Here is a 23,175-nt window from a genome sequence, read left to right as displayed (position 1 = left end):
ATATGGGTGTTCAAGTCACTTGCTCGGCCTATAAGGTTGGCCGATTGATAAAGGGGTATTCAGTTGCGTACGGGTTGGATTCCACGACAGCAGCACCAGCACGACGATGGTCACCACATAGGGCAGCATCGCTAGCAGCTCGGTCGAACTGCGCCAGCCGAGGCCCTGTAGCACCAGATGCAGAATGCTGGCAGCGCCGAACAGATAGGCGCCGAGCAGCACCCGTTCGGGTTTCCAGGTAGCGAAAACCACTAGCGCCAGGGCAATCCAGCCGCGCCCGGAGGTCATGTTTTCGGTCCACATCGGGGTATAGGCTAACGACAGGTAGGCGCCGGCCAGCCCGGCCATGCCGCCGCCAAAGGCCACCGCCAGGTAGCGCACAGCCAGCACACGCATGCCGTTGGCGTTGGCCGCTTCCGGCGATTCACCCACCGCCCGTACGATCAGCCCTCCCCGGCTGTAACGCAGGAACACGAAGACCAGCACGAACATCAGCAGTGACAGGTAGACCAGCAGGTCCTGGCGGAACAGCACCGGGCCCAGTACGGGAATGTCGGACAGATAGGGAATGGCGATTTTCGGAAAGCCGGAGATCGATCGGCCCACGTAGCCGCTGCCGATAAAAGCGCTCAAGCCAGTACCGAAAATAGTCAGCGCCAGCCCAGCTGCGTACTGGTTGGCCGCCAGGGTTACAGCCATCAGGGCGAACAGCATCGACATGGCGATGCCGGCGGCAATGGCGACCAGCACGCCGACGGCCAGGCTGCCGCTGGTCACAGCGGCAATAAAGCCCATCACCGCGCCCATCAGCATCATGCCTTCCTGACCTAGATTGAGTACGCCGGAGCGTTCGCACACCAGTTCGCCCAGCGCCACCAATAGCAGTGGCGTGCCGGCGATGATGGTCGCGGCCAATATGTTGGTGATTAGCAGCGTATCCATCAGGCCTCCCGTGCGGTTGTCAGGGGCGACAGCGGACGACGCAGGCGCAGGCGGTAGTGGATGAAGGCGTCACAGGTCAGCAGATAGAACAGCAGTAGACCCTGGAACAAGCCGGTGATGGCTTTGGGTAGGTTCATCGCGATCTGCAGCATCTCGCCGCCCATAAAGGTGAGTGCCAGCAGCGCGCTGGCCAGGACGATGCCGAGCGCCTGCATACGCCCGAGAAACACCACGATGATGGCGGTATAGCCGTAGCCGGGGGATACTTGAGGCACCAGTTGGCCGATCGGTCCGCTGACTTCCGAGGCGCCAGCCAGCCCGGCCATCCCGCCAGCCAGCAGAAAGGCCAGCCAGGTCAGGCGCCGTGCGCCGAAACCGGCAAAGGCTGCCGCGCGGGTATCCTGGCCCAGCACCTTGAGCTGAAAGCCGACAAAGGTTCGGGTAAAGAGTACGCCGACGACCACCGCAGCCAGTAGTGCGAATAACAGACCGATATGCAGGCGCGTGTCAGGAATCAGCTTGGGCAGCAGTGCGGCGCTGGCGAACATCTCCGACTGCGGGAAGCCGAAGCCCATCGGGTCCTTGAGTGGGCCATGTACGGTGTAGAGCAGCAGGTTCAACGCAATGTAATTGAGCATGATGGTGGTGAGAATTTCATTGCAGTGAAAGTGCGTCTTCAGCACCGCCGCGATCCAGGCCCAGAGCGCACCGGCCAGCGCGCCCGCTAGCAGCACCGCGGGTAATACCCAGAAGCCGCTTTGGTCCGTTAGCTGCAGTGCCACCACCGAGGCCCAGAGCGCGCCCATCAGGAAGTGGCCCTCGGCACCGATATTCCACAGCTTTGCGCGGTAGCAGAGGGTCAGACCCGCAGCGCAGAGCAACAGCGGTGCCATCTTCAACCCCAGTTCGGCCCAGCCATGGGCGTCGCTCAAAGGCACCAGAAAGAAGAACGTCAGGCCCTCAATCGGGTCTTTTCCCAGCGCCAGAAACAGGCCCAGGGCGGTAATAACGGTTAGCACCAGGGCCAGCAACGGTGACGTCCACTGCATTAGCCGTGAGTCGGTAGCGCGGCGTTCAAGCGACAGCATGGACCGCCCCCTTATCGTTCAGTCGGGGCGTGCCCTGTGGAAAGTCCCCGGCCATCCACTGGCCGAGCTTTTCGATACTCAGTTCGGCGGTGGGCACCAGTGGTGATAAGCGCCCACTGCAGATCGCTCCCATGCGGCCGCACAGTTGGTACAGCTCGTCGAGGTCTTCGGAGATCAGTAGTACCGCAGCGCCCTGATCACGTAGCGCGACCAAGGCCTCGTGGATGGCCACCGCCGAGCCGACATCCACACCCCAGGTGGGGTGTGAGGCGACCAGCAGACGTGGCTGTTGCAGTGCTTCGCGGCCGATGATGAATTTTTGCAGATTACCTCCCGAGAGACTGGTCGCCGGGCTGTCGATACTGCTGCAGCGCACGCCGAACTGCTCGCGTATACGCGTGGCGTATTCACGAATCTTGCCGCCCTTGAGTAAACCCCCTTTGACCAGCCCGCGATCATAGGCGGTCAGCAGGGTATTCTCGGTCAGTGACATGGCGGGTACCGCGCCGCGCCCCAGGCGCTCCTCTGGCACCACCGCGACGCCAAGCCGACGGCGTTGAGCCGCGCCGCGCCGCCCAATCGGTAGTCCGTTCAGTTGCAGACTGTTGGCGGCGACCAGAACCTCTCCGGAAAGGGCGCGTAGCAATTCGTCCTGACCATTACCGGCAACGCCAGCGATACCGACGATTTCGCCGGCGCGCAGCTGCATATCGATATTGCTCAGGCTGGTGCCAAAGGGGTCGCGGCTGGTGTAGCTGAGATCATTCAACGTCAGCAGAGTCTCGCCGGGCTCTGCCGGAGCAACCTGGGTGGACAGCGGCGTATCATTGCCCACCATCATTCGCGCTATGTCGTCGGTTGATACCTCGGCTGGCCGGCATTCACCTGTGACCCGGCCCTGGCGCAATACCGTGGCGCGGTGGCACAGGTCACGCACTTCCTGCAACTTGTGACTGATAAACAGAATGCTGCAGCCCTCGCTGGACAGTTGGCGCAGCGTACGGAACAGCACCTCGACCTCCTGGGGCGTGAGCACCGAGGTGGGTTCATCGAGAATCAGCAGCGAGCTTTCCTGAATCAGGCAGCGGACGATTTCCACGCGCTGGCGCTCGCCGATGGACAGCGTGTTGACGTAGCGGCGTGGATCAAGGCTCATGCCGTAATGGGCAGAGACCTCGCGAATGCGCGCGTCCAGACGGCTGCGGTTACGCGCCTCGGCGGCGGGCAGGCTAAGAGCAATGTTCTCGGCTACCGTCAGCGTTTCGAACAGCGAAAAATGCTGGAATACCATGCCGATCCCCAACTCACGGGCGTGGGCGGGGCCCTGCAATACCAGAGGGTGGCCGTTCCAGGTCAGGGAGCCCTCGTCTGGTTGGATGACACCGTAGATGATCTTCATCAAGGTGCTTTTGCCCGCGCCGTTTTCTCCCAGCAAGGCATGGATCTCACCGGCAGTTACGGTCAACTGGACACCGTCATTCGCCCGGCAGCCCGGGTATTGTTTAACGATGTTCTGCAGTTTTAAACGTTCGGCCGTCAGCATTCAGGACCCCGGCATGTATTTGCGTGCATGTAATAAGCTGACCAGATAATCAGCATTTACTCGATGAGCAATTTGCTTGCCACATGAGCCAAAACGCAAAAAATATTTTAAATGGACTAAGTGGTCAGCTTTTTGCAGTTGTTTGCGGTGACTACCTCGAACACCGCATCATTGCTTGCTGTATTGGGTTGGTAATGGGCGGGAAAAGCGGTCAACAGTAGAGAACGCGGAGAAACCTGTGATTGAGTTCTATTTGAACGGTCAGCCCCAGACACTGGAAAGCGCTGATCCAAATCTGAGCATTCTTGAGTGGCTGCGCACCAAAATGCGGCTGACCGGAACCAAGGAGGGTTGTGCTTCCGGCGATTGCGGCGCCTGCACCGTTATGCTCGGCACGCCGACAGACGAGAATGGCTTGAGTTATCAGAGCATTAACAGCTGCATAGCGCTGATTGGCAGCCTGCATGGCAAGCATCTGGTGACCATTGATGCGTTGCAGAGTGAGCCGGCGCATCCGGTGCAGACGGCCATGGTTGAGTGCCATGGTTCGCAATGCGGCTTTTGTACACCGGGCATCATCATGTCGCTGGTGGCACTGCACCATGAGGTGGCAGATCAGCAACAGAATTGTGATCGTCATCGTCTGCTCGAAGCCTTGTCTGGCAATCTGTGCCGTTGCACCGGTTATCGTCCAATCGTGGATGCGGCCACCCGTTCGGTCATCAATGACGTGCAGGTGTGGGAAGGCGGTGGATTGATGAACACCCCAATGCCCTCAATCAAGGATATGCCGGCAGCCAGTCTGCAGGATGCTCAAGGCAAACGCTTCGATGCGCCCGTCACGTTGCAGCAACTGCGTGACCTGCTGGCCAGTTCGCCCAATGCGCGTCTGGTGGCGGGCAGCACCGATCTGGCGCTGGAAATCACCCAGCAACTCAAGACCTTGCCGCATCTGGTGTCTACCGAGCAGGTACCCGAGCTGCAGAGTATCGAATCTAGCGATGAAGGATTGTGTATTGGCGCCGCTGTTAGTTACCGCCGCGCCGGCAAGCTGCTGAGTGCGCGCTGGCCGGCCTTCGGCCCCATGCTTGAACGCCTGGGTTCGCTGCAAATTCGCAATCGCGGCACCCTGGGTGGCAATATCGGCAACGCCTCACCGATCGCCGACATGCCACCACCGCTGCTTGCGCTGGACGCGCAGATCCAGCTCGACAGCGCCGCAGGCACGCGCTGGCTGGCGCTGGAGGCGTTCTTTCTTGATTACCGCAAGACCGCCCTGCGCCCCGGTGAATTTATTCGTAGCGTGCGGGTGCCGGAGCCGCAGCGGGATGCATCTACCGCGCAAGAGCGCTTGTTTATCTACAAGGTCTCCAAGCGTCTGGATGACGATATTTCCGCAGTACTGGGGGCTTTCTGGTTCCGTTTTGATGGTCAGCAGATCATCGATTGTCGCCTGGCCTATGGCGGTATGGCCGCCATTCCCAAGCGCGCCCGCGCAGCCGAAGCCGCGCTGCGCGGTGCGACCTTTGACGATGCCAGTATCACCTTGGCGATCGCCGCACTGGCGAATGACTTTTCGCCGATCTCGGACGTGCGCGCCTCGGCGGCATACCGTGTCCAGGTGGCCGGCAACCTGCTGCGCCGCGCGTTGCTGGAACACGCTGACAGCGCTGATAGCGAATACGGATTGATGGTGACTGATTATGCGTAAGCTTCCCGAAACCCTAGCCAATCAGACCGGGCAGCCGGTCGGTCTTGCAGGGCACAACGCCCATCACGACAGTGCCTGGAAACATGTTCGCGGTCAGGCACGCTATATCGACGATTTGCCCGAGCCTGAAGGCTTGTTGCATGCGGCGGTCGGGCACAGCGAGCAGGCCCATGCGCGGGTACTGAATATGGACCTGAGTGCGGTACGCAGCTATCCCGGTGTGGTGGCGGTGGTGACTGTCGCTGATGTACCCGGGCATAGCGATATCGGCCCGGTATTCCCGGGCGACCCGGTGCTGGCCGGCGAGATCGTCGAGCATATGGGCCAACCGATTTTTGCCGTAGCGGCGACCACTCACGATGCGGCGCGCAAGGCTGCGCGTCTGGCCAAGGTCGACTACCAACCGCTGCCGCCGGTACTGACTACTGCCGAAGCACTGGAAAAGGCTTTTTATGTGCGCCCCAGCCACACTCAGCAGCGCGGCGACCCGGACAAGGCGCTGGCGGAGGCACCGCATCGTTTGCGCGGGCAGATCAATGTCGGTGGGCAGGAGCACTTCTATCTTGAAGGCCAGGCTTGTCTGGTCGAGCCAACCGAGGACGGTGGCATGTTCGTGCATACCTCCAGCCAGCATCCTTCGGAGGTGCAGAAGCTGGTGGCCGAAGTGCTCGGCCTGCCGCTTCACGAAGTGCAGGCGGAGGTCCGGCGTATGGGCGGCGGCTTCGGCGGCAAGGAAACCCAGGCCGCTGCGCCGGCCTGTATCGCCGCGTTGCTGGCGCATGTCACCGGCAAACCGGTGAAGTACCGGCTAGCGCGCGCCGATGACATGGTACAGACCGGCAAACGGCATGATTTTTTCAATACCTATGACGTCGGCTTTGATCAGGATGGCTTGCTACACGGCGCTGACCTGATGGTCGCCGGGCGCTGCGGTTTTTCGCCGGACCTGTCCGATGCCATTGTCGACCGCGCCATGTTCCATGCCGACAACGCCTACTTTCTCGATCAGGCGCGGGTAACCGGTCACCGCTGCAAGACGCATACGGTGTCCAATACCGCCTTCCGCGGTTTCGGCGGGCCCCAGGGCATGATGGTGATCGAGCAGGCGATGGACGATATCGCCCGCCATCTTGAGCTTGATCCGCTGACCGTGCGCAAGCGCAATCTGTACCGCGAAGGGCGCGATACCACTCACTACGGCCAGATCATCGAACAGCATCTGCTGCCGCGACTGATCGACGAACTGGAGGCCAGCTCCGACTATCAGGTGCGGCGTGAGCAAATCAGCGCTTACAACCGCAAGAGCCCGATACTCAAGCGCGGTCTGGCGCTGACGCCGATCAAGTTCGGCATCTCCTTTACCGCCAAACATCTGAATCAGGCTGGCGCGCTGGTGCTGATCTATACCGACGGCAGCATCCACCTGAATCACGGTGGCACCGAGATGGGCCAGGGGCTTTACGTAAAAATCGCCCAGGTGGTGGCCTCGGCCTTCCAGGTCGATCTGGCGCGGATCAAGGTCTCCGCCACGCGTACCGATAAGGTGCCGAATACCTCGCCCACCGCAGCGTCCTCGGGGTCGGACTTGAACGGTATGGCGGCGCTGGATGCCTGCGAGAAAATCAAGGCCGGACTGGTCGCCTTCGCCGCGCAGCACTTTGCCTGTGAGCCGGGCGAAGTGCGCTTTGAAAACAATCAGGTTATTGCTGGCGAGCAGCGGATCGACTGGGCCAAATTTGTCCAGACTGCCTATATGCATCGGGTGTCGCTGTCGTCCACCGGCTTCTATGCCACGCCGAAGATCTATTACGACCACGAGAAGGGTCAGGGCCACCCGTTTCTGTACTACGCCAACGGCGCAGCCTGCTCCGAGGTGGTGGTGGATACGCTGACCGGCGAATACCGCGTGCTGCGTACCGACATCCTGCACGATGCCGGACAGTCGCTGAATCCGGAAATCGATATCGGCCAGATCGAAGGCGGCTTTATTCAGGGTATGGGTTGGCTGACCACCGAAGAACTGGTGTACAGCGATACCGGCCGACTGCTGACCACCGGTCCTGCGACCTACAAGATTCCCGCAGTATCAGACACACCAGCGGACATGCGCGTAACGCTAATGGCCTCCAGCCCTAATCCGGAAGCCACCGTTTTTCGCTCCAAGGCTGTGGGCGAACCGCCGTTGATGCTCGGCATTGCGGTCTGGAGTGCGCTGCGCGACGCGGTTGCCAGCCTGGCTGATTATCGTTTCAGCCCGCCGCTGGATACGCCGGCGACACCGGAACGCATGTTGGCGGCAATGAATGCCGCACAGGCCTGGGTCGCGCAGCAACGGGAGGATAAGCCATGCAGCATCGGATGATGTGGTACCAGGCGGTCGCCGAGTGCGAGCGTCAGGGCGAACCCTATGTGCTGGTGACCATTCTGGGCGTAGCTGGCTCAGTGCCGCGCGAGCCCTCAAGCAAGATGGTCGTCACTGGTGAGCACAGTTACGACACCATCGGTGGAGGGCACCTGGAATATCAGGTCATTGCCCGAGCCCGCGAACAGCTGGCTGCTGGCCGCTTCGAGTCGCAGATGCAGCACTTTCCGCTCGGGGCCAGCCTGGGGCAATGCTGCGGTGGCAGCGTGAGCATTCTCATGGAAGGCCAGCGTGGCAGCGATGCCCGGCTGGTGGTGTTTGGCGCCGGGCATGTGGCTCGCGCGCTGATGACCATCATGGGGCAACTGCCCTGGCGCGTGACCTGGGTCGACTCGCGTGAGGACGGCTTTCCGCAGGAGGTGCCGGACAACGTCAGGGTGCATTACAGCGACGATCCTGCAGGCGATGCGGCTGGCCTTTGTGTCGGCGCGCACGCATTGATTCTGACGCACAACCATCAGCTTGATTACGAACTGTGCCGCGCCCTGCTTAACGCAGGTAATGCGCTGAGCATTGGGCTGATTGGCTCGCAAACCAAAGCTGAGCGCTTTCGCCAGCGGCTTGAGCACCGCGGTCACAGCGCGCAGCAGATTGAGCGCATTCGTTGTCCGGTAGGCCGTGATGATGTGCCCGGCAAGCGGCCGATGGAGGTCGCGGTATCCATCAGTGCAGAGCTGCTGGCGCTGGCCGGCGCTCAGCTGCCAGCCGCACAGAAGCGCCGCGGTGTGAGCTGGCCACAGTTGCGCGGCCTGATGCAGACAGACAAGCCCAGTGACAGCAAAATAACGGAGCATTCATGACCCTGGAACAACTCAACCAGTTACCCGACGCTCAGGCAGAAACGCTGATGCGCGACTGTTGCGCAGCCGAAGCCTGGGTACGCGGCATGGTCGGCGCACGGCCCTTTGCCTCGCCGGAGGCGCTGCACGGTACCGCACGGGCGCTGTGGCCCAGCCTGATGGAAAGCGATTGGCTGGCGGCCTTTGAAGCTCACCCGAAAATCGGCGACATCAAAAGCCTGAAGGCGCGCTATGCCAGCACTGAAGCCATGGCCAGCGGCGAGCAGGCCGGGGCGAGCGTTGCCTGCGAAACCATCCTGCAAAGGCTGAAAGACGGCAACGATGCCTACTTTGACAAGTTCGGCTTTATCTTCATTGTCTGTGCAACCGGCAAGTCGGCAGAGCAGATGCTCGAACTGCTTGAGGCGCGTCTGCCCAATGAGCGCGCTGAAGAGATTCTTATAGCTGCTGCCGAGCAGGCCAAGATCACCCATCTTCGACTGGATAAATTGCTATGAACACCCGCAGTCAGATCACCACGCATATTCTCGATCTCGGTTCCGGCCAGCCTGCCGCCGGGGTTAGCGTCAGCCTGGAGCAGCAGACCGATACCGGCTGGCACAGCCTGGCTAGCGCCATGACCGACGCCGATGGGCGCATTTTCAATGCTTTCCCGCCCGAGGTAGATGCCGGTACTTACCGCCTGACCTTCGACACCCAGGGCTACTTTCAACACCAGGGCAAGCGCTGTTTCTATCCCTCGGTGACCATTGTCTTCTGCCTCGATGATGCCGACGCCCACTATCATGTGCCGCTGCTGCTCAACCAGTGGGGCTATTCGACTTATCGGGGGAGCTGATGACTGATTCCAACTCCACTGCCGGCTTTGCCGTTGGCTGCACAGCCTTTCGCGGCCCGTTACTGCATTTTCTCGGCGATCCAGGCCTTGGCCAGCCTAACCCTGCCAGTTATGAATACCTGCAGGACGGCCTGCTGGTCGTCGCTGACGGCCGCGTGCTGGCGACTGGCGCTGCCGAGCAGTTGATCCCGGCTCTGCCCGCCTCGACTAGCGTTGAGCACTGGCCGAACAGCCTGATTGTGCCGGGCTTTATCGACACCCATGTGCATATGCCGCAGCTGCGCGTTATGGCCAGTTATGGCACGCAGCTATTGGAATGGCTGGAAACCTATACCTACCCGACCGAATCCAGGTTCGCTGATCCGGACTGGTCAGCCAGCCAATCGCAGATATTCCTCAATCTGCTGCTGGCGCACGGCACTACCTCGGGATTGGTGTTCGCCACTTCGCATCAGGTCTGCGCCGACGCGCTTTTCGCTGCCGCCGATCATTACAACATGGCCCTGACCACCGGCAAGGTGATGATGGACACTCACGCGCCGGATGGGCTGCGCGATACCGCCGAGGCCAGCTATCGGGAAAGCCGCGAACTGATTGACCGCTGGCACGGCAAGGGGCGTCAACGCTACGCCATTACCCCGCGGTTTGCTGCCACCTCGTCGGTGCAGCAGCTGAGCTATGCCGGCCAACTGCTGGCCGATTGTCCGGGTGCGCTAATGCAGACCCACTGGGCGGAAAATCATGCCGAGATCGCCTGGATCAGGGAGCTGTTTCCTGAGCGCAAGGACTACCTGGACGTTTACGACCATTTCGGCCTGCTCGGTGATCACAGCGTGCTCGCGCATGGCATTCATATCAGCGACGAGAACCGCCAGCGCCTGGCGCAAACCGGCACGCGCATTGCCTTCTGCCCGACCTCGAATACCTTTTTGGGCAGCGGCCTGTTCGATCTGCGCAGTGCGGTCGATGCGGGCGTGCAGGTGGGCCTGGCATCCGATGTCGGCGGTGGCACCAGTCTGTCGATGCTGGTCACCATGGCCGAGGCTTACAAGGTCTGCCAACTGCGCGGGCAATCGTTGAACCCGCTGAAGGCGTTCTATATGGCCACCCTGGGTAATGCCGAAGTGCTGCATCAGGCTGACCAGACGGGCAATTTGCAGGCCGGCAAATATGCCGACTTTCTGGTTCTGGACCGCGCTGCCGGTCCGATTATGAAGCTCAAGGGCACGCCCGATTCGGACCTGTCTGCTGTGCTTTTCGATCTGATGATTCTCGGCGACGACCGCGCCATACGTCGCACCTATATTGCCGGGCAGTGCCGGTACGATCGCGATACCGTAGAAGGAGCTGCGCTCAATGCATGCGTATCTGGCTGATTGGCTGAGTCTGATTATTCGTTGGTTTCATGTGATCGCCGGGGTGGCCTGGATTGGCGCGTCTTTCTATTTTGTCTGGCTGGACAATCATCTGCGCGAGCCGCCGGAATGGAAGAAGCAGAAAGGCATCAAGGGTGACCTATGGGCAATCCACGGCGGCGGCATTTACGAGGTCGCCAAATACCAGCTGGGGCCGGAAGAAATGCCGCGCAAGCTGCACTGGTTCAAGTGGGAAGCCTATAGCACGCTGATGAGCGGCCTGGCGTTGCTATTTGCCGTCTACTACTTTGGCAATCCCGGCTACCTGATTGACACCAGCAAGCTGGCATTGAGCACTGGCGGCGCGATTGCCATCGGTATGGGCACGCTGATTGGCGTGATGCTGATCTACGAAGCGCTGATCCGCAGTCCGCTGTCGCGCAACGGGCTGGCATTCGGTGCTGTGCTGTTGGTGATTCTGGTGGCGGTGTCCTGGGGCATGTTCCAGGTATTTGCCGGACGTGGCGCCTTTATCCATGTGGGCGCGGTGATCGGCACCATCATGGTCGCCAATGTCTTTCTCGGTATCGTTCCGGCCCAGCGGGCACTGGTTAACGCCATACAGCAGGGCGTGGAACCGGATGCCCGGGTAGCGCTGCTGGCTGAACGGGCGAAACTGCGCTCCACGCACAACAACTATCTGACGCTGCCGGTCATCTTCATCATGATCAGCAACCACTATCCGATGTTCTACGGGCACGCCCATGGCTGGGCGGTGCTGGCGGCGATCGGTTTCATTACCGCCTTCGCCCGGCACTTCTTCAACCTGCGCCACCAGGGCATTACTCGGCCCTCGATTCTGGTTGTCAGCGCGCTGCTGACCCTGGCGCTGATTTGGGCGATGGCGCCCAGCCGACCGGACACTCGCCTGACCGCCAACGCCCCTGAGGTGAGCGATCAGCAGATCAGGGTCTTGGTAGAAGCCCATTGTCAGGGCTGCCATGTCGAGAATCCGCCGCACCCGGCCTTCCAGGCACCACCGGCAGGTATCTCGCTGGCCACGCTCGAGCAGCTCAAGGATCACCGCGATCAGGTCTATCAGGCCACGGTGGCGACTGAGTACATGCCGTTGGGCAATACCACCGGTATCACGCGCGAAGAACGCGATCTGATCGGGACCTGGCTAAGACAGGTGGGCCCGGAGTAAATCGGTTTATTGATGGCGTCGTTGCACTTTACGGAAATATCTAACGGAAATATTCATACCAGGAGACGTACCTATGCAGCAGACAAAAAGCAGTCGTTTGAAGCGGTTTGGCCGGGGTATCACACTATTGGCCGGGCTGGGTGCCTTGGCTTTGAGTCTAGGCGCCAAGGCCGACACCGATATTCGCTTCACCCTGGACTGGCGCTTTGAAGGTCCGTCGGCGCCCTTTCTGATGGCGCTGGAAAAAGGCTACTTCAAGGATGAAGGCCTTAACGTGAGTATTGATTCGGGTAGCGGCTCTGCGGGCGCGGTAACGCGTCTGGCGACCAACGCCTATGACATGGGCTTTGCCGACTACAGCGCGTTGACCGAAACCACGGCGAATAATCCCGGTACCAATGTGACGGGTGTCTATATGGTCTACAACGCCATGCCAGCCGCGGTATTTGCATTGAAAAGCTCTGGTATCAAGGAGCCAGCGGATCTGAAGGGCAAGACCCTGGGCGCGCCGGTATTCGACGGTGGCCGCAAAGCCTGGCCGTCTTTCGCACGGCACAATGGTCTGGAGGTGGGTGATGTGACCTGGCAATCGGTCGAGCCGGCGATTCGTGAGACGCTGCTGGCGCGCGGTCAACTGGACGGTATCACCGGCTTTTACTTCACCAGCCTGCTGAACCTTGAGGCGCGTGGCGTTGATCCTGACGACATCGTCGCGTTGAAGTACCCCGATTACGGCGTCGAGTTCTACGGCAACACCATTGTCGCTCGCAATGACTTGCTCGAGAGCAACCCGGAAGCGGTCAAGGGCTTTTTGCGTGCGTTCAACAAGGCACTGCAGGAAACCATCGCCGATCCTGATAGTGCGATTGCCTATGTCAAAAAACGCGATCAGTTGATCGACGAGAAGCTTGAGCTGCGGCGCTTGAAGCTGGCGCTGGATACCAACGTGGTGACTGATGAAACCCGTGCCGAAGGCTTAGGCGCCGTTACCGAGGAGCGTATGCAGCGGGCCTTGGCAGACATGGTTGCCTCCTATGGTTTGACTGCAACGCCGGAGCTGGCCGCGCTGTTCGACAGCAGCTATCTGCCGGCTGAAGCCGAGCGGCAGATTCCCTGAGCGGTGTTGCCATGACAGGGCCGGCCGGGATGGCGGCCCTGCTTATTTCTAAACGGAGTTGAAGATGGATCTGGTGCAATTTGAGCACGTCAGTATGCGCTATGGCGAGGATGGCCCCATGGCCATTGAAGACATCAGCATGACGGTAAAGCAGAACGAATTCGTCGCGGTGGTGGGTCCATCCGGTTGTGGCAAATCCACCCTGATGAAGCTGGTCACCGGGCTGGCACCACCGAGCGAGGGCAATATCCTGCTCGGCGGACAACCGGTAACCGGCCCGCAGCAGAATGTGGGTATGGCATTTCAGGCATCCAACCTGTTGCCCTGGCGCAGCACATTGGAAAACATTCTGCTGCCGATGGAAATCGTCAAGCAGTACCGGCATCGCTTCAAGGCGGAAAAGGCGCTGTTCGAGGAGCAGGGCCGCGCGCTGCTCAAGCGGGTCGGGTTGGCCGGGTGTGAGGACAAGTTTCCCTGGGAGCTATCTGGCGGTATGCAGCAGCGTGCTTCCATCTGCCGGGCGCTGATCCACAAGCCTGGCCTGCTGATGCTCGATGAGCCCTTTGGCGCACTGGATGCCTTTACCCGCGAAGAACTCTGGTGCATGGTCCGTGACCTGTGGCAGGAGGAGCCCTTCACGGTGATTCTGGTAACCCATGATTTACGCGAGGCAGTGTTCCTTGCCGACACCGTGTACGTGATGAGCAAGGGCCCCGGACGTCTGCTGGTGCGTAAGCCAATTGATCTGCCACGGCCGCGCGAACTGGCGGTGACTTACACCGATCGCTTCGCCGAATTGGTGTTCGAACTGCGTGATCATATTGGACGTATACGGGAGGGCGCGGCATGAGCAGTAGCCTACTCGGCATGACACGCGCACAACGCAGGAAATGGCTGATCAAGGCCTCGCCTTGGCTGTTGCTGGTATCCCTCACCCTGTTCTGGGAGTTGGTGTGCAAGCTGTTTAGTATTCCAACCTATCTGTTTCCCGCGCCCACGGACATCTGGGCGGCCTGGCTAGAGTATCGCGCTCCTATCATGCAGCACGCTTTGCATACCCTGTTCACCACGTTGGTGGGGTTCGGTATTGCTGTGGTGTTTGGCCTGTTCCTGGGCATTCTGGTCGGCTCTTCTCCGATCATTTACAAAGCGCTTTATCCGCTGCTGGTCGGTTTCAACAGCGTACCCAAGGTGGCCTTTGTGCCGGTGCTGGTGGTCTGGTTCGGTATCGGTACAGTACCGGCGATTCTCACCGCCTTCCTGATTTCGTTCTTCCCGGTGGTGGTCAACATGGCCACGGGCCTGGCAACCCTGGAGCCGGAGTTACAGGATGTACTGCGTTCACTCGGTGCCAGCAAACTGGACATCCTCAAGAAGGTCGCCCTGCCACGCTCCATGCCCTATTTTTTCGCTTCGCTGAAGGTGGCGATCACCCTGGCGTTCGTCGGTTCGGTCATTTCCGAAACCGTGGCGTCCAACCTGGGTATCGGCTATCTGATGATTTCTGCCAGTTCGTCGATGAACATGGGGTTGGTGTTCGCAGGCCTGGTGGTGATCGGTATCATGGGGGTGGTGATGTACGAGCTGTTTGCATTGGTGGAGCGCCGCATGACGCGTTGGGCTACCAGAGGCTCGGAGGCAGCGTTCTAACTTTCCCGTCAGGAGCAGTAAGAGATGACCAGCCAAAGCGGCCTCTGCTCAAGAGGCCGCTGCCGTTAGCAGCTCAGCTCGGCTTTTTTTCGGCGAAGTTGGCCTGGATGCGCTGTAACAGATAGTCCGCTGCAGAGATCGGTGGGTACTTTCCGCCGGGTCCCTGGATTATCACCTCCTTGTTGGCCTGGCAGAAGAACGCCAGGCTGTAGCGCGGGCCACGGTACTCGCCGGGTTTTGGCATGCGCACGCGGTGCAGGGTGGACTTGAGCTGATCGTCACTCCAGCGCATTAACATATCGCCGATGTTGCAGGTAATGACGCCATCACGCGGGATCACGCTACTCCACTCGCGATTATCGCCAGCGCCTTCAGCATCCTTGCCGGGGCTAACCTGCAGGCCACCCTGACCTTCCTGCTGGAAGACCATGGTCAGGCAATCGAAATCGGTGTGCGCACCGGCGCGCCACAGGCTGTCATCCTGCGATTCTTCCGGCATGGCCAGGTAGTGCAGCAGGCGCAGGGTGCTTTGATAGTCAGGCTTGCGGCGATCATGTGCCTGGCTGAAGAAGTCGCGTTCGAACCCAAGCCGGTCGGCAAAACAGGAGAGTACCTGCATGCCCAGTTGCCAGGCGCGGTATTCAAAGTCCAGCATCACCCGGTGAAACTCTGGAACGACTGTCTGGTTCGGCCAGAGATCATCCATATGCGGCAGGGTAATCTGGAAAGATTCCTTTTGATCGGCGGTGCGCGTGGACGGGCGTACCTGAGACATGAACTCCCAGCCGGCATTCAGTCCTTTCTTTAACGGGAAGGCCTGCTTTTGTTCGCTGGGCAGGGCGAAGAAGGCTTCCGACAGTTTGAACGCGTCGCGTACGGAGTCGAGATCCAGCCCGTGGTTGATCAACTGGAAAAAGCCTACTTCGGTCGCCGCCTGCCACAGTTGAGCGGTGATCTCCTGGCGGCGATGGTCGAAATTGCTGAGATCGATAAGCGGTATGTCCTTGCTGGTCTCGCGGCCCATGCCACCGAAGGTGGTTTCCAGTTGCAGTTCTTTCAAGCCGTATTCGGGCGTGGCGGTATTGTCAGTCATGATGATGCTCCAAGTAGTACCCGTGCCAAGCACAGGGCAGACAAAGGGTCGGAACGCATCGGACGGCACTGGGAAAGCGGACGGAAGGCGAGTCAGCGGAACTGGCAGGTCAGTCCGGTCCGTTCGTTGTGCCTGGCACAGCGTCCGACCATGAACTGAGCAATGACCTGGGGTTTGGCCCCCTGACAGCTTCTACTCATCGGGCAGAGCTTAATGGCTCCGCTCTGAATATCAAGCAGGAAGCGCGCCAAGATGGCATTTTTGGACCAAGGCAGCGGTGCTGCGGCGCCACCGCCGTTTCGCCTCTTTCTTGTGCATGGAAAATCTGCACCGAGGATGTGCAAAAAACTGACCATCTGCACTGCTTTTGTTCGAGCCAGCCTATTTCATGCTTTCTTGAACCCGTTATCACGAGGCTTCGAGGGCTGCCGGGGTTGGTGAGAAAATTGCAGAGCTGAATCGGGCAGTGATAGTGAAGATGCTGTTCATTTCATTCGGGCTGACTGCCCGACAACGCTTTTTTACCAACGTACCAGAGTAGAAGCGGTCAGGGGCCCCGCCCCGGGACATTGCTCTTTGACCAACAAAGGAGCACCGCAGTGGCTTATCTGATCAAACATGCCGAAGCCGTATTTTCCCCCAGCCAGCCCGATGTAACCGATATTCGTATCCGTGATGGACGGATCACCGAGATGGGCCGTGACCTGCGCCCGGCTATCGATGGTGCCGAAACACAGATCGACGCCCGCGGCTGTGTGGTTTGGCCGGGACTGGTCAATACCCATCATCACCTCGCCCAATCCGTCATGAAGGGTGTGCCGGCAGCGCTGAACCAAGGGCTGGGTGACTGGCTCAGTTCGGTGCCCTACCGGTTCTGGCCAAAGGTCACGCCGCAGCTGATGTATCACGCCGCGCGCCTGGGACTGTATGAGCTGTTGCGCTCGGGCGCCACCACCTGTGCGGATCACCATTACCTGTACCACGACACTACCAGCCCGGAGCTGGAAGACGCGGTATGGCAGGCGGCAGACGAACTGGGCATGCGTCTGGTGTTGTGTCGCGGCACTGCCACCGAGCAGGGCAGCCACCAGGGCATGATCGACAACGGCATTCGGCCGGAAACGCTGGATCAGGTGCTGCAGCGTCTGGAGCAGACGCGGGTGCGCTATCACCAGGACGGTGGGGATGCCATGCGCAAACTAGTGGTCGCGCCCACCAGTCTGATCCATTCCAGCTCGCCGGATGGGCTGCGGGTGCAGGCTGCCTACGCTCGGGAAATGGGCCTGGGCATGCATTCGCATCTGCTGGAAGTCGGGTTTGACGAGCAGCAGGCGCAGGCTAAGTATGGCAAAAGCGCAATCGATCACGCCGAAGATTGTGATTGGCTTGGCGAGGAGGTCTGGTTCGCGCATCTGGTGCACAGCGATGCGCATGCCATCGAACGCCTAGCGGCTTCGGGTACGCGTATCTCCCATTGCCCTACTTCCAACTGCCGTTTGGGCAGTGGCGTGGCGCCGGTGATCGCCATGCAGCAGGCCGGTGTGAGCATTACCATGGGCGTCGACGGCTCCGCCTCTGCCGAATCCGGATCCATGTTGCAGGAACTGAACATGGCCTGGCTGCTGCACCGCGCGCTGCACGGTCCATCCGCGACCACATTGGAACAGGTGCTGACCTGGGGTAGCCGTAACGGCGCTCAACTTCTGGGGCTGGGTGAGGTGGGTGAGCTGAAGGTCGGCATGGCCGCTGACCTGGTGCTCTATGATATTCATCAGCCTCGCTTGGCCGGGGTGCATACCCCGTTGCTGGCGCCATTGATGTGCGGTGAACCGGTGTTGATCAAGCACAGCTTCATTCAGGGCAGACCGGCGATCAGCGGTGGCGATATTCAGGGGCTGGACGAAGCAGAGTTGACGGCCCGCGTGCAGGAAGCGGTACAGCAATTGCTGCGCACCTGACCCGCTGAGGCACAGGCAAAAAAAGGCCCGGACAAGTCCGGGCCTGTTGCCAACACAGGTGCTTATTGGGGGATGGTTGCGTCTATACCCTCCACGTACCAGTTCATGCCAGCGAGTTCTTCGCGGGTCATAGTCGTGCCTTCCGGCACCTTGAGCTCACCGGCCTGATTTTTCAGCGGGCCAGCGAACGGATGCAGTTCACCGCTGCCGATCGCGGCAGTCAGTTGCTCGATCTTACTGCGCTGCTCGTCACTCAGGCTCTCGTTGACGGCGACGATCTTGATCACGTCGTCATGGATGCCGCCCCAGTAATCACCTGACTCCCAGGTGCCGGTCATGACTTTGTCCACGGTATCGATATAGTAGGGAGCCCAGTCATTAACTACGGATAACAGGTGCGCCTTGGGACCGAAGTGGCTCATATCCGATGCCTGTCCCACGCCCCAGTGGCCGCGTTTCTCTGCTGCCAGCAGCGGTGCCGGGCTGTCGGTGTGCTGCACGATAACGTCCGCGCCCTGGTCCATCAGCGTGTTGGCAGCATCGGCTTCCTTGGCCGGATCGAACCAGGTGTTGACCCAGATGACCTTGATTTCGGCCTCGGGATTGACCGAGCGTGCGCCGAGATAGACCGCGTTGATGTCGCGGATCACCTCTGGAATAGGGAAAGAGGCGATATAGCCAATGGTGTTGGATTCGGTGACCATGCCGGCCGCCGCGCCGGTCACATAACGACCTTCGTAAGTAACGGACAGATAGGTGCCCAGATTCTCGGATTGCTTGTAGCCGGTGGCATGCAGGAACGTCTTGTCTGGATAGTCAGCCGCGACCCGTGCTGTGGGATTCATAAAACCGAAAGAGGTGGTGAAGATCACATCATTGCCGGCCTGGGCCAGGCGGCGAATGGTGCGCTCGGCATCGGCGCCTTCGTTGACATTTTCCACATAGGTGGTCTGCACCTTGTCACCAAAGTGCTCCTCCATGGCCAGACGGCCCTGGTCGTGCTGATAGCTCCAGCCGTGATCGCCAATGGGGCCAACATAGACAAAGCCGACTTTCAGAGGATCATCTGCCATGGCCTCGGCCGACAGGATTAGGGTTGCCGCCAGTGCCAGACTGCGTTTAAAGCTCATGGATACTTCTCCTGAAATAGGTAGTTGAGAGCCGCTCGCTTCCGCTGTCGAGCGCGCCTGTCTATTCACAGCAAAAAGCTGGCCATTTGTTCAGGAAATCTGCAAAGCGGGTTTATTCGCGACCTTTTCGGCTGTCTGGTGGCGGATAAAGACCCTGGGAGATGGCCATCGGTGCACGATGGCGGAGCATCAATACGCTGACTGCACCAGCAAGGTGGTGCAGATCGCACTTTGTAGCGCTAGCTGCTGGGTGCGGGCCTTGGCCAAGGTTGTGGGTTTCAACATCAGTTGCTGGCCCGGAGCGCACTGGGCCAGCCGCGCGACACTGGCCGGGCTCAATGCGCCGAGGCGCGGATAGCCGCCGATGGTCTGGCGGTCGTTGAGCAGAATGATCGGTTGACCGTCGGCAGGCACTTGAACCGTACCCAGCGGGATGCCTTCGGAGATGATCGGTGGTCCTTGATAGCGCAGCGCCGGACCGAGCAAGCGCAACCCCATGCGGTCGGTTCGCTGATCCACCTGCCAGGGCTGGTTGAACAGAGCAAACAGGCTCTGACCGCTAAACAACGCAATCTGGGCGCCGAGTATCAGTTCTAGGCAAACCGCTGCTAGATAGTCCGGAATATGTTGCTGTGGGACTGCTGCGGGGGCGGGTTTGGCGCTACCGAATGCCAGTAGATCGCCTGGGCCTAGCGGGCTACCATCCCCATGCAGCCCACCCAGTTGTTCGCGGCGCACTTCGCTGCGCGAGTTCAGCACCCGCGGCGCGTCGAATCCGCCGGGCGCAGCCAGGTAACCGCGCATACCGCTGCGGGGTGGGCCTAGGGTCAGAGTTTGTCCGGGGGCTACCCTAAAGCTCTGCCAGGCAGGTAGCGGCTGCGTATCCAGCGTTGCCTGCAGATCTGCACCGGTCAGTGCCAGGGTAGTGTGTTGCTGGCAGCGCAGAGTGACGCCGCCAAACGGCAGTTCGATCAGTGCGCAGTCAGGGCTATTACCCAGCAGCTGATTGGCCCAGCTAGCGGCGATCCAATCCAGAGCCCCGCCCTGGGTTACACCCAGATGCCGGACACCAAAGCGGCCACGGTCCTGCAGTTGCGCCAGACCCAGGGTTTTCTCGACGGTCAGCCCGCTCATTGCTCAACGGCCATCGGCGTGATATCGCCGCCTAGATCTACGAAAGCATCACGGTCGATGGCAACAAACCGCACGCGATCACTGGGTGTGAGCAGGCTATAGCCTTCGCGCTGCGGGTCGAACAGACGGGTGGCGGTTCGGCCCAATAGATTCCAACCACCCGGCGATACCAGTGGATACACCGCCGTCTGGCGTTCGGCAATGCCGACGCTGCCAGCGGGCACCTTCTTTCGTGGGGTGCTCAGACGCGGGGCGGTCAATTCGGGTTCGACCAGGCCCATATAGGCAAAGCCGGGCACAAAGCCCAGCGCAAATACGCTGTAATCGCGGACGCAGTGACGCTCTATGACCTGCCGGATGGACAAGCCGCTGAGCTGGGCCAAACGCGGGAGGTCTGGCCCGACGCTGATGTCATACCAGACCGGAATCTGGTGTAGTTGGCCGTGGGCCTCGGCGTTAGCGGGCTGTAATCCATCCAGCGCGGCATGCACACGCCGCCGCGCTTCGGCTTCACTGAGTTGCTGGCCATCATAATGGAGCATTAGCGTGGTATAGGACGGCACCAGATCGATCAGATCGGTGCCGAAAAGCGTGCGTAATCGTTGTCCGGCGGCGATCAGCCAGGGCATGTTGGCTTCGTCGATATGATCGAACAGACGCAGGGTGAGCACGTCCAGGGCGGCGATCTCAATCCGTAGTTTCATGTCTGGCCAGGCGTGGCCCGACCGAGCGCGGCCCGGATGCGCTTGACCGCCTCTACCGCCGCCGGATTGTCGCCGTGTACGCACAGGGTATCGGCAGCCAGTTGCAACTGGCTGCCATCATCGGCGGTAAGCGGTTGTCCGTTGGCGAGCTTCAACGCCTGTTGCACTACCTGCTCGCAATCATGCAATACGGCGCCGGGCTGTGAGCGCGGCAGCAGGTAGCCATTGCGGTCATAGGCACGGTCGGCGAAGGCTTCGAACAGCAGTTCAATGCCGTATTCGGCGGCCAGATCAAGGCTTGGCTGGTTGTCGCGCCGGGCCAGTAGCATCAGCGGCAGTGCTGGGTTATAGGTGGCGATCGCCTGCATAACGGTGCGCAGCAGCTCGGGGCTTAGCATCATGTCGTTGTACAGCGCGCCATGCGGTTTGACGTAACTCACCTGCCCGCCCTGGGCGCGACAGATGCCGTCCAGGGCGCCGACCTGGTAATGCAACAGATCAGTCACTTCCTGTGCACTACACTGCATGGAGCGGCGACCAAAGCCGGCTAGATCCGGGTAGGCCGGATGCGCGCCGATACGCACGCCATGTGCCAGCGCCAGGCCTACGGTCTGGCGCATTACACCGGGGTCCGAGGCATGGAAGCCGCAGGCAATATTGGCGTAGTCAATATGCGGCATGACCTGATCATCCAGGCCCATGGTCCAGGCGCTGAAGCTTTCGCCCATGTCGCAGTTAAGCAGTAATCTTTTCACACATCCGCTCCTCGCTGATGCTGAACAAACTAACGCAGTTCCAGTCCAACGGCCACATGCCGCAGTAACATACGAGGTACACAATGAAGATTCTGATGGTACTCACCTCCCATGATGAACTGGGCGATACCGGCAACAAAACCGGCTTTTGGCTGGAAGAGTTCGCCGCACCTTATTACGCTCTCAAGGATGCTGGAGCGCAGGTCGTGCTGGCCTCGCCCAAAGGCGGTCAGCCGCCGTTGGACCCGAAGAGCGATGAGCCGGACGCGCAGACAGAGGCGACCAAACGCTTCAAGACAGACGATCTGGCGCAAAAGCAGTTGGCCTCAACCCTGCCGCTGGCGGACGTTTCGGCAACCTTTTTTGACGCCGTGTTCTATCCCGGCGGCCATGGCCCGCTGTGGGATCTGGCCCATGACAGCCATTCCATCGCGCTGATCGAAGCCTTTGTACTGGCCGACAAGCCGGTCGGCGCGGTCTGCCACGCTCCGGCGGTGTTGCTCAATGCCCGCGGTACCGACGGCGAGCCATTAGTCAAAGACCGCCAGGTCACCGGTTTCACTAATTCCGAGGAAGATGCGGTTGGCCTGACCGATGTGGTGCCCTTCCTGCTGGAAGACAGCCTGAAGGACAAGGGCGGGCTGTACAGCAAGGGGGATGACTGGGCGTCTTACGTGCGGGTAGACGGCAAGCTGGTTACCGGGCAGAACCCGGGCTCCTCGGAAGAGGCGGCCAAGGCACTGCTCACATTGTTGCGGTGAAGCGGGCCTAAAGCGCGCCGGTTTGATCGCGGATTATGCGTTAAATTATGCCGCCTGACGGGACTGACGCAGCTGGTCGAACCAGTTCAGCGCGTCCTGCCAAAGCGGCTGTGCGCTGGGGCGAAAGTAGCCCATATGACCGATGGGCGGAAGCCCGGCCTCGGCGGGTATCAAGGTCAAGCCCTGGTAATCGGCCTGGCGATAGGCCGACATAAAAGCATCCCGCGAGGCCGGCGATGCCCAGAGGTCGTCAGTCGCATTCAGCGCAATAATCGGCGTAGTGATCTGTGCGAACTGCTCTTCCAATCCCGGCATGGCCGGGTCCTCGAAGAAATACCGGGGGTAGCGGCACCAGCGCTTCCATTGGCGGTACACGCCCAGCGGCAGGTCTTCACCCATGCCCAATTTGCTCCAGGCCAGATAGCCCTTGCTGCGGGTCAGTAACGGCGCAACCACCCGCCACATGGTCAGCACTTTCAGTCGCTCGGCAACCGGCATCCAACCATGCCAGCCGGCACCGGTGCCGAAGGTATATAGTCCGCTGACGTGCTGATGATTGGGCATCAGGCCGAAGGCGTGGCCGCCGAATGAGTGACCGACCATAAAGGTCGGCAGCTCCGGTTGGTGCAGATGATCCAGCGCCGCTGCCAAATCCAGCCTGGCCCAGTCCAGATAATCCATCTCGAAGCCTTTCAGTGTCGCCGGACGGGATTCGCCGACGCCGCGATAATCCAGCGTCAGAGTGGTGTATCCGCGCGCAGTGGCGTACTCGGCGAAGCGTCGGTAAAACCCGCGCGGCACGCCTGTGGCGCTACCTACCAGGATCTGGCCGACGGGCTGGCTAGCAGCAAACAAGGTAGCGCCGAGCGGATAGCCATCTGCGGCGTTCAGGGTTAAGCGTTGGTGTTGGTCGCCATTGGAAGAGGGCATGTCGGTCACCTGAGTTGCATTGCACACGATGCCAATG

21 protein-coding genes are annotated in these 23,175 nt (G+C 60.4%); 12 read left to right on the top strand and 9 right to left on the bottom strand.

Annotation, left to right across the window (positions count from 1 at the left end):
- Positions 1-15 precede the first annotated feature (15 nt).
- From K787_RS0107315 to K787_RS22495, 3 genes are read right to left on the bottom strand one after another with little or no spacing between them, the layout of a single operon-like run.
- Complete coding sequence (locus K787_RS0107315) at positions 16-942, bottom strand: ABC transporter permease (protein ID WP_022962144.1); 927 nt, start codon at positions 940-942, stop codon at positions 16-18.
- The gene (locus K787_RS0107310; protein WP_022962143.1) at positions 942-2,030 is read right to left on the bottom strand and encodes an ABC transporter permease; all 1,089 of its coding nucleotides are present in this window, start codon (positions 2,028-2,030) and stop codon (positions 942-944) included. The genes K787_RS0107315 and K787_RS0107310 overlap by 1 nt, the downstream gene beginning before the upstream one ends.
- Complete coding sequence (locus tag K787_RS22495; protein WP_022962142.1) at positions 2,017-3,573, bottom strand: ABC transporter ATP-binding protein; 1,557 nt, start codon at positions 3,571-3,573, stop codon at positions 2,017-2,019. Before K787_RS22495 ends, K787_RS0107310 begins: the two co-directional genes overlap by 14 nt.
- A gap of 238 nt (positions 3,574-3,811) precedes the next feature.
- On the opposite strand from K787_RS22495, the gene xdhA reads away from it, so the two are divergent.
- The 10 genes from xdhA (at position 3,812) to K787_RS0107255 (ending at position 14,673) form a co-directional block, all read left to right on the top strand.
- Positions 3,812-5,284: a xanthine dehydrogenase small subunit gene (gene xdhA / locus K787_RS0107300; protein WP_022962141.1), complete on the top strand. Its 1,473-nt coding sequence runs from the start codon at positions 3,812-3,814 to the stop codon at positions 5,282-5,284.
- Positions 5,277-7,646 (top strand): xanthine dehydrogenase molybdopterin binding subunit, encoded by a 2,370-nt coding sequence (xdhB, locus tag K787_RS0107295; protein WP_022962140.1) that lies wholly within the window; start codon positions 5,277-5,279, stop codon positions 7,644-7,646. The genes xdhA and xdhB overlap by 8 nt, the downstream gene beginning before the upstream one ends.
- Complete coding sequence (xdhC, locus tag K787_RS0107290) at positions 7,631-8,506, top strand: xanthine dehydrogenase accessory protein XdhC (RefSeq protein WP_022962139.1); 876 nt, start codon at positions 7,631-7,633, stop codon at positions 8,504-8,506. The genes xdhB and xdhC overlap by 16 nt, the downstream gene beginning before the upstream one ends.
- Positions 8,503-9,003, top strand: coding sequence for a 2-oxo-4-hydroxy-4-carboxy-5-ureidoimidazoline decarboxylase (uraD, locus tag K787_RS0107285; RefSeq protein ID WP_022962138.1), 501 nt, complete (start codon positions 8,503-8,505; stop codon positions 9,001-9,003). The genes xdhC and uraD overlap by 4 nt, the downstream gene beginning before the upstream one ends.
- Entirely contained in the window at positions 9,000-9,344 is a 345-nt protein-coding gene (gene uraH / locus K787_RS0107280) for a hydroxyisourate hydrolase (protein WP_022962137.1), read from the top strand. The genes uraD and uraH overlap by 4 nt, the downstream gene beginning before the upstream one ends.
- Positions 9,344-10,720: a guanine deaminase gene (guaD, locus tag K787_RS22490; protein WP_022962136.1), complete on the top strand. Its 1,377-nt coding sequence runs from the start codon at positions 9,344-9,346 to the stop codon at positions 10,718-10,720. Before uraH ends, guaD begins: the two co-directional genes overlap by 1 nt.
- Positions 10,701-11,906, top strand: coding sequence for a urate hydroxylase PuuD (locus K787_RS0107270; protein ID WP_022962135.1), 1,206 nt, complete (start codon positions 10,701-10,703; stop codon positions 11,904-11,906). Before guaD ends, K787_RS0107270 begins: the two co-directional genes overlap by 20 nt.
- Positions 11,907-11,979: 73 nt before the next feature.
- Positions 11,980-13,023 carry an ABC transporter substrate-binding protein gene (locus K787_RS0107265; protein ID WP_022962134.1) on the top strand — a complete coding sequence of 348 codons (1,044 nt, stop codon included), beginning with the start codon at positions 11,980-11,982 and terminating at the stop codon, positions 13,021-13,023.
- A gap of 64 nt (positions 13,024-13,087) precedes the next feature.
- Positions 13,088-13,873, top strand: coding sequence for an ABC transporter ATP-binding protein (locus K787_RS0107260; RefSeq protein WP_022962133.1), 786 nt, complete (start codon positions 13,088-13,090; stop codon positions 13,871-13,873).
- A complete protein-coding gene (locus K787_RS0107255) occupies positions 13,870-14,673 on the top strand; it encodes an ABC transporter permease (RefSeq protein WP_022962132.1) in 804 nt (267 codons plus the stop codon). Before K787_RS0107260 ends, K787_RS0107255 begins: the two co-directional genes overlap by 4 nt.
- A gap of 73 nt (positions 14,674-14,746) precedes the next feature.
- Here K787_RS0107255 and K787_RS0107250 read toward each other — a convergent pair whose 3' ends face one another.
- Positions 14,747-15,766 (bottom strand): isopenicillin N synthase family dioxygenase, encoded by a 1,020-nt coding sequence (locus K787_RS0107250; protein WP_022962131.1) that lies wholly within the window; start codon positions 15,764-15,766, stop codon positions 14,747-14,749.
- Between the two features lie 599 nt (positions 15,767-16,365).
- On the opposite strand from K787_RS0107250, the gene K787_RS0107240 reads away from it, so the two are divergent.
- Positions 16,366-17,724, top strand: coding sequence for an amidohydrolase family protein (locus K787_RS0107240; RefSeq protein WP_022962129.1), 1,359 nt, complete (start codon positions 16,366-16,368; stop codon positions 17,722-17,724).
- Between the two features lie 62 nt (positions 17,725-17,786).
- Here the strand turns inward: K787_RS0107240 and K787_RS0107235 are convergent, their stop codons facing one another.
- The 4 genes from K787_RS0107235 to K787_RS0107220 form a co-directional block, all read right to left on the bottom strand.
- On the bottom strand, positions 17,787-18,854 hold the full coding sequence (locus K787_RS0107235; RefSeq protein ID WP_022962128.1) for a BMP family ABC transporter substrate-binding protein: 1,068 nt from the start codon (positions 18,852-18,854) through the stop codon (positions 17,787-17,789).
- Between the two features lie 189 nt (positions 18,855-19,043).
- Positions 19,044-19,988, bottom strand: coding sequence for a 5-oxoprolinase subunit C family protein (locus K787_RS22485; protein ID WP_022962127.1), 945 nt, complete (start codon positions 19,986-19,988; stop codon positions 19,044-19,046).
- Positions 19,985-20,692: a 5-oxoprolinase subunit PxpB gene (gene pxpB, locus K787_RS0107225; RefSeq protein WP_022962126.1), complete on the bottom strand. Its 708-nt coding sequence runs from the start codon at positions 20,690-20,692 to the stop codon at positions 19,985-19,987. The genes K787_RS22485 and pxpB overlap by 4 nt, the downstream gene beginning before the upstream one ends.
- Positions 20,689-21,447 (bottom strand): 5-oxoprolinase subunit PxpA, encoded by a 759-nt coding sequence (locus K787_RS0107220; protein WP_022962125.1) that lies wholly within the window; start codon positions 21,445-21,447, stop codon positions 20,689-20,691. The genes pxpB and K787_RS0107220 overlap by 4 nt, the downstream gene beginning before the upstream one ends.
- An 83-nt stretch (positions 21,448-21,530) precedes the next feature.
- Between K787_RS0107220 and K787_RS0107215 the strand changes: the two genes are divergently transcribed.
- On the top strand, positions 21,531-22,208 hold the full coding sequence (locus K787_RS0107215; RefSeq protein WP_022962124.1) for a type 1 glutamine amidotransferase domain-containing protein: 678 nt from the start codon (positions 21,531-21,533) through the stop codon (positions 22,206-22,208).
- 45 nt (positions 22,209-22,253) lie between these two features.
- Here the strand turns inward: K787_RS0107215 and K787_RS0107210 are convergent, their stop codons facing one another.
- Positions 22,254-23,138 (bottom strand): alpha/beta hydrolase family protein, encoded by an 885-nt coding sequence (locus tag K787_RS0107210; protein ID WP_022962123.1) that lies wholly within the window; start codon positions 23,136-23,138, stop codon positions 22,254-22,256.
- Positions 23,139-23,175 lie beyond the last annotated feature (37 nt).

Origin of the sequence: Halopseudomonas pelagia CL-AP6 (assembly GCF_000410875.1) — a bacterium.
Taxonomy (GTDB): Bacteria; Pseudomonadota; Gammaproteobacteria; order Pseudomonadales; family Pseudomonadaceae; genus Halopseudomonas; species Halopseudomonas pelagia.
Note: the sequence above shows the minus strand (reverse complement) of the source record. Positions and strands in the feature narration are given on the sequence as shown.